This window comes from Mesorhizobium sp. M1A.F.Ca.IN.022.07.1.1 (assembly GCF_003997575.1).
Classification (GTDB): Bacteria; Pseudomonadota; Alphaproteobacteria; order Rhizobiales; family Rhizobiaceae; genus Mesorhizobium.
The window spans coordinates 20,612-27,184 of record NZ_RZST01000022.1; the positions used below are offsets into that span (position 1 = coordinate 20,612).

Sequence of the window (6,573 nt, forward strand, 5' to 3'; positions counted from 1 at the left end):
GTCGCCGACGACGCCGGTGATGGCACGCCAACCTTGTGTTTCGCTCGCGAATCCGGTCTGTCGAACTGATGGAATTCTCTCCCCAACAGGACGAGGCTTTGAAGGCGGTCGGCCGCTGGCTGAAGGACGGGCGGCCGCAGATCTTCCGCCTGTTCGGCTATGCCGGCACCGGCAAGACGACGCTTGCGCGCTATTTCGCCGAGCACGTCGACGGGCAGGTGCAATTCGCGGCCTTCACCGGCAAGGCTGCCCAGATGCTGCGCTCCAAAGGAGCGACCAACGCCCGCACCATCCATTCGCTGATCTACAGGCCGAAGGGCGAGGAATCGGTCGAGGACCAGGTGACGGGCAAGACGTCGATGTCGCCGACCTTTTCACTCAACCGGCAAAGTCCGATCGCGCGCGCCAAGCTGGTCGTCATCGACGAGTGTTCGATGGTCGACGAGCAACTCGGCCGCGACCTGCAGAGCTTCGGCACGCCGATCCTGGTGCTCGGCGATCCGGCCCAGCTGCCGCCGATCTCCGGCGGCGGCTTCTTCACCGAGCATGAGCCGGATGTGCTGCTCACCGAGATCCATCGCCAGGCACGCGACAACCCTATCATCCGGCTGGCGCTCGACGTGCGAGAAGGCCGCGAGTTCATGCACGGCGACTACGGCACGGCGCAGGTGATCGGCAGGGAAGGGGTCACGCAGGATCTGGTGATGAAAGCCGATCAGGTGCTGGTCGGCACCAACCGCACGCGGCGGCGCTACAACCAGCGCCTGCGCGAGCTGAAGGGCTTTTCCGCCGATTATCCGCAGGCCGGCGACAAGCTGGTCTGCCTGCGCAACGATCCGGCCAAGGGGCTGCTCAACGGATCGCTGTGGAAAGTGATGACCTCGTCGCGCGAGACGGTGAAGCCCGGCATCAACCTGCTGGTCTCGCCGGAGGAGGACGATCCCGACCGCGGCGTTGCCAAGATCAAGCTGCTGAAGGCGGCGTTCGAGGATCCGGATGCCGAGATTCCATGGCAGCAGAAGAAGCGATTCGACGATTTCGACTACGGCTATGCGCTGACCGCGCACAAGGCGCAGGGCTCGCAGTGGAATGACGTCGTGCTGTTCGACGAGAGCTGGGCCTTCAAGGAGACCCGGCAACGCTGGCTCTACACGGCCATCACGCGTGCGGCCGAGCGGCTGACGATCGTGCGATAGAGCGGTTCACCGGTTCAGAAAACGGCAAACCCCTCTAGCTCGTTGTCTTGGCGCAATTCCGAACGGAAAGCCGTCACACCTTTCCTGGAATTGCTCCAGTCCGCTTATTCTGCCGGCCTCGCATCGAGCCATTGCCAGGCCGCGGCTTCGTCGTCACTGGTGAAATGCCGGAATTCGAACGGCAGAACCTTCGGAAAGAAGTCGCCGACAAGCGATGCCCAGCGCGGTTCGCCGATAGCTGCGCAACGGACGACGTGCTCCAGCGCGTCGGCCACACCTTGCTGCAGCGTCTCTTGCGAGATGTTGGCCCAGTCGACGCTCTCCTCGTCAGTCAGCCGCACCAGCACGTCGATCCTCGGGTGCAGGGCATAGGCAGCTTCCAGCAGGCCGAACAGGTTTTCCGCATCCGCCGGCGAAACATCGCCGACGACGTCGATGGCAAACAGCGCGTCACGGTTGGTTTCAATGCGGCGTATCGCCGGCACGGCCTCGAGGAAATTCACTGGCAAATCCTTGTGTTGGCCATCAGCTAGTCTCTGGAACACCGGAAACCCACTATCTGTTCCCTGCAAAGGCGCTATAGATGCCCGCCAAAACCAAGCTGGATGCCAATTCATGCCTGCAAAGCTTTCGGTCAACCTCAACGCTGTCGCCATGCTGCGCAACCGACGCGATCTGCCGTGGCCGAGCGTCACGGGGCTGGGGCGCATCGCTCTTGCCGCCGGCGCGCATGGGTTGACCGTCCATCCACGTCCCGATGAGCGGCATACGAGACATTCCGACCTGCCGGAGATCAGGGCGCTGATCGACGATGAGTTCCCCAAGACGGAATTCAACATCGAGGGCTACCCGACAGAGGATTTCCTGGCGCTTGTCGAGAATAACCAGCCGGAGCAGGTGACACTGGTGCCCGACGATCCGGCGCAGGCGACGTCGGACCACGGCTGGAACTTCGTCGCGCAGGCCGCGTTCCTGACACCGATCGTCAAGCGGCTGAAGAAGGGCGGGTTTCGCGTGTCGCTGTTTTCCGACGCCGATGCGGCCGGCGTGAATGCCGCGCGCGATACCGGCGCCGATCGGATCGAGCTCTATACCGGGCCCTATGGCGGTTACCATTCCGATTCCGCCAAGGCGGCCAAGGAATTGGAAAGACTGGGAAAAACCGCGGACGCGGCACTCGCGGCGGGACTCCAGGTCAATGCCGGCCACGATTTGACCGTGAACAATCTGCCGGCATTGATCAAACGCATCCCCGCATTGGCCGAAGTATCGATCGGACATGGGTTGACAGCGGATGCGCTGGAGTATGGCATGGCCGGCACGGTTGGGCGGTTCTTGAAGGCCTGCGGATGGTAGGGCGAGGAATGCCTTGCGTAGCTCCGGCGTGTTCCGCGCTTTGCGGCAGCCTCGGAGCGTGGCGAATCTGATGAAGTGGGGTTCATGGTGCTAGCCAACGCCAGCGAAACAGAATCCCTCGAACCTTTGGGCCATGCCGAGGCCGAGCGGCAGCACAGCACCAAGGTTCTGATGCTCGGCGCGCTCGGCGTCGTCTACGGCGATATCGGCACCAGTCCGATCTACGCCTTTCGAGAGGCTCTCCATGCTTCAGGGGGAGTGGTGGCCCGCAACGATGTGCTCGGCGTGCTGTCGCTGATCGTCTGGGCGCTCACCATCATCGTCACGATCAAATATGTCGCCTTCGTGCTGAGGGCCGACAATAAGGGCGAGGGCGGCACGCTGTCGCTGATGGCGCTGGCACGGAGCGCCTATCCGCAGGGCTCCAGCCTGATCCTGGTGATCGGCCTCTGCGGCGCGGCCCTCTTCTTCGGCGATTCGATCATCACGCCGGCGATATCCGTGCTTTCGGCGGTTGAAGGCCTGGAAGTCATCACGCCGGCGCTCGATGCCTATGTCGTTCCGATCACGCTGGTGATTCTGGCGGTGCTTTTCGCCGTGCAGCGTTTTGGCACGGGCAAGGTGGCGGCAGTCTTTGGACCCATCACGGCGACATGGTTCGTGGCCATCGGCGTTGCCGGCCTCTATCACATCGTCGACGATTGGTCCGTCCTGTTGGCTATAAACCCCTACTATGCGGTCTATTTCCTGGCCACCACGCCGACGGGCGCCTTCGTCACCGTCGGCGCGGTTTTCCTCGCGGTCACCGGCGCCGAGGCGCTCTATGTCGACCTTGGCCATTTCGGCCGCAAGCCAATCGTGCTGGCCTGGTTTTCCATCGTTTTCCCTTGCCTGCTCCTCAACTATTTCGGGCAGGGCGCCTTCGTGCTCTCGCACGGCGGCAAGCCGACCAACCCGTTCTTCCAGATGCTTCCCGAATGGGCGCTGATGCCGATGGTCGCCCTGGCAACGGCGGCGACGGTCATCGCCAGCCAGGCGGTGATCTCCGGCGCCTTCTCGCTGACCAGACAGGCGGTGCAGCTCAATCTTCTGCCGCGCATCGAGGTGCAGCACACATCGGAGATGCAAAGCGGCCAGATCTATATGCCGAGGGTCAATCTGCTGGTCGCGCTCGGCGTGATGCTTCTGGTCGTCGGCTTTGGCAGCTCGAGCGCGCTCGCCTCCGCCTATGGCATTTCGGTGACCGGTGAGATGCTGATGACGACGATCCTCTTGTTTGTCGTCATGCGCTGGCTCTGGAAATGGCAGCTGGCGCTCGCATTGGCGCTGGCGCTGCTCTTCGGCGTCATCGACCTCGGCTTCTTCTCGGCCAATGTCGTCAAGATGGTCGAAGGCGGTTGGGTGTCGATCACTGTCGCTTTGATCATGGGGCTGATCATGTGGACTTGGATTCGCGGCACCCGCTACCTATTCGACAAGACGCGCCGCAACGAAATCCCGCTCGACTTTCTGGCGGCGAACCTCCTCAAGAAGAAGCCGCAGCTGGTGTCCGGCACCGCCGTGTTCTTGACCAGCGATCCGCTGAGCGCGCCGACCGCGCTCATGCACAGCCTGAAGCACTACAAGGTGCTGCACGAAAAGAACGTCATTCTTTCCGTGGTTACGGCACCGCAGCCGGTGGTGCCGGATAGCGAGCGGGTGAAGATGGAGACGGTCAACGACCTGTTCATGCGGGTCACGCTGACCTTCGGCTACATGGAGCAGCCGAACATTCCGCGCGCACTGGCGATCTGCCGCAAGCAGGGATGGAAGTTCGACATCATGACGACGTCCTTCTTCCTGTCGCGGCGCTCGCTGAAGGCCTCGCCCAATTCCGGCATGCCGATCTGGCAGGACAGGCTGTTCATCGGCCTTGCGAAGACGGCGGCGGATGCGACGGAGTATTTCCAGATCCCAACCGGGCGCGTGGTCGAGATCGGTACGCAGGTCGCGATCTGACGCTTCAAGCATCCACATTGTGCCATAGATTTGAATGCACCTCTGCAGGTCGAGCCTTGCACTGGCGGTATGGGAGCCCTAACGCCAGGGCACTTGATATTGCACTGCAGCAAGCGTAGAGCACCGCGCATTTTATCGGAGTGTCGTCATGGCCTTTGCCAATGGTGCTGAGGCAGAACCCGTCGAGCAAACCGGGCATCCGGAAATAGAGCAGCACAGCACCAAGGTGCTGATGCTGGGCGCGCTGGGTGTCGTCTATGGTGATATCGGCACCAGCCCGATCTACGCGTTCCGCGAGGCGCTCGTTGCTTCCTCGCGCGGTGAGGTCGCCGATCGCGGCGATATCCTTGGCGTGCTGTCGCTGATCATCTGGTCGCTGACGATCATCGTCACGATCAAATACATCATGTTCGTGCTGCGCGCCGACAACCGTGGCGAAGGCGGCGTGCTCTCGCTGATGGCGCTGGCGCGCAGCACTTTCGCGACGCGTTCGGCGGTCATCCTGGCCATCGGCATCGCCGGCGCCTCGCTTTTCTTTGGCGACGCCGTGATCACCCCGGCCATCTCCGTGCTTTCGGCCGTCGAAGGCATGAATGTCGTGACACCCGCCTTTCAGCCTTATGTGGTGCCGCTGACGCTGCTCATCTTGGCCATTCTGTTTGCGGTGCAGCGGTTCGGCACAGGTGGTGTCGCCTTGATCTTCGGGCCGATCACCGCCGTGTGGTTCCTCGCCATCGGCCTGTCCGGGCTGAATCACATCATTGCCGATCCTGAAATCCTTTGGGCGATCAGCCCGCACTACATCGTCGCCTTCCTGATCCACTCGCCGGACGTGGCTTTTGTCACGATCGGCGCCATTTTCCTGGCCGTCACCGGCGCGGAGGCACTCTACGCCGACCTCGGCCATTTCGGCCGCAAGCCGATCGTGCTGGCATGGCTGGCGATCGTATTTCCCTGCCTGCTATTGAACTATGCCGGGCAGGGCGCTTTCGTGCTCGCCAAGAACGGCGTCGTCGGCCATCCGTTTTTCGAGATGAATGAAGGCTGGGCGCTGATCCCGATGGTGATTCTGGCGACGGCAGCGACGGTTATCGCCAGCCAGGCGGTGATCTCCGGTGCCTTTTCGCTGACCAGGCAGGCGGTGCAGCTCAACATGCTGCCGCGGCTGGAGATCCTGCATACGTCCGAAAAACAGTCGGGCCAGATCTACATGCCGCGCGTCAACATGCTGCTGGCGCTGGTGGTGATGCTTCTGGTGGTCGGTTTCGGCGCGTCCAGCAGACTTGCCTCGGCCTACGGGATCTCGGTGACCGGCAATATGCTGGTGACGACGGTGCTCCTCTTCGTCGTCATGACCCGTATCTGGAAATGGCAGCTCTGGGTCGCGGTGTCGTTAACGGCTCTGTTTGCCTTCATCGATGTCGGCTTCTTTGCCTCCAACATCGTCAAGGTGTTCGAAGGCGGCTGGGCGTCGCTCGCCGTGGCTTTCGCCATCATCCTCGGCATGTGGACCTGGGTGCGCGGCAGCCGCTACCTGTTCGACAAGACGCGCCGCAACGAAATCCCGCTCGACTTCCTGGCGGCGAACCTTTCGAAGAAAAAGCCGCAGCTGGTGTCCGGCACCGCCGTGTTCCTGACCGGCGATCCGCTGAGCGCGCCGACCGCGCTCATGCACAGCCTGAAGCACTATAAGGTGCTGCATGAGAAGAATGTCATTCTTTCCGTGGTGACCGCACCGCAGCCGGTGGTGCCGGACAGCGAGCGGGTGAAGATGGAGACGGTCAACGACCTGTTCATGCGGGTCACGCTGACCTTCGGCTACATGGAGCAGCCGAACATTCCGCGCGCGCTGGCGATCTGCCGCAAGCAAGGATGGAAGTTCGACATCATGACGACGTCCTTCTTCCTGTCGCGGCGCTCGCTGAAGGCCTCGCCCAATTCCGGCATGCCGATCTGGCAGGACAGGCTGTTCATCGGCCTTGCGAAGACGGCGGCGGATGCGACGGAGTATTTCCAGATCCCC

At 62.3% G+C, this 6,573-nt stretch carries 5 protein-coding genes; 4 read left to right on the forward strand and 1 reads right to left on the reverse strand.

Going from position 1 to position 6,573, the window contains the following annotated elements; genetic code table 11:
• Positions 1-68: 68 nt before the first annotated feature.
• Positions 69-1,196 (forward strand): ATP-dependent RecD-like DNA helicase, encoded by a 1,128-nt coding sequence (locus tag EOA75_RS05130; RefSeq protein ID WP_095824880.1) that lies wholly within the window; start codon positions 69-71, stop codon positions 1,194-1,196.
• A 104-nt stretch (positions 1,197-1,300) separates the two neighbouring features.
• Here EOA75_RS05130 and EOA75_RS05135 read toward each other — a convergent pair whose 3' ends face one another.
• Complete coding sequence (locus EOA75_RS05135) at positions 1,301-1,834, reverse strand: STAS/SEC14 domain-containing protein (protein WP_348628538.1); 534 nt, start codon at positions 1,832-1,834, stop codon at positions 1,301-1,303.
• On the opposite strand from EOA75_RS05135, the gene EOA75_RS05140 reads away from it, so the two are divergent.
• The 3 genes from EOA75_RS05140 to EOA75_RS05150 form a co-directional block, all read left to right on the forward strand.
• The gene (locus EOA75_RS05140; RefSeq protein ID WP_067323265.1) at positions 1,812-2,552 is read left to right on the forward strand and encodes a pyridoxine 5'-phosphate synthase; all 741 of its coding nucleotides are present in this window, start codon (positions 1,812-1,814) and stop codon (positions 2,550-2,552) included. The two genes, EOA75_RS05135 and EOA75_RS05140, sit on opposite strands and share 23 nt — an antisense overlap.
• Before the next feature lie 84 nt (positions 2,553-2,636).
• Positions 2,637-4,550, forward strand: a complete 1,914-nt coding sequence (locus EOA75_RS05145) for a potassium transporter Kup (protein ID WP_095824878.1) — start codon at positions 2,637-2,639, stop codon at positions 4,548-4,550.
• A 148-nt stretch (positions 4,551-4,698) separates the two neighbouring features.
• Positions 4,699-6,573, forward strand: a 1,875-nt coding sequence (locus EOA75_RS05150) for a potassium transporter Kup (RefSeq protein WP_164747286.1), incomplete at its 3' end; no start/stop codon positions are given.